The 359-nt window shown below is 76.6% G+C and carries 1 protein-coding gene; it reads left to right on the forward strand.

Features of this window, described 5'->3' with window-relative positions; genetic code table 11:
• Positions 1 to 359, forward strand: a 359-nt coding sequence (locus tag BST27_RS30935; RefSeq protein ID WP_139805534.1) for a collagen-like triple helix repeat-containing protein, incomplete at both ends; no start/stop codon positions are given.

A 359-nucleotide genomic window follows, 5' to 3' on the forward strand; every position in this document is an offset into this window, starting at 1 on the left:
GGTGACACCGGCCCGACGGGTGACACCGGAGCCACTGGCCCGACGGGTGACACGGGGGCGACGGGTGACACCGGAGCGACCGGCCCGACGGGTGACACGGGGGCGACGGGTGACACCGGGGCGACCGGCCCGACGGGTGACACCGGAGCCACTGGCCCGACGGGTGACACCGGGGCGACGGGTGACACCGGAGCCACTGGCCCGACCGGTGACACCGGAGCGACGGGTGACACCGGAGCCACTGGCCCGACCGGTGACACCGGAGCGACCGGCCCGACCGGCGACACCGGAGCGACCGGCCCGACCGGCGACACCGGAGCCACTGGCCCGACCGGTGACACCGGGGCGACGGGTGACAC

Origin of the sequence: Mycobacterium intermedium, from assembly GCF_002086275.1 — a bacterium.
In the GTDB taxonomy this organism is placed as follows: Bacteria; Actinomycetota; Actinomycetes; order Mycobacteriales; family Mycobacteriaceae; genus Mycobacterium; species Mycobacterium intermedium.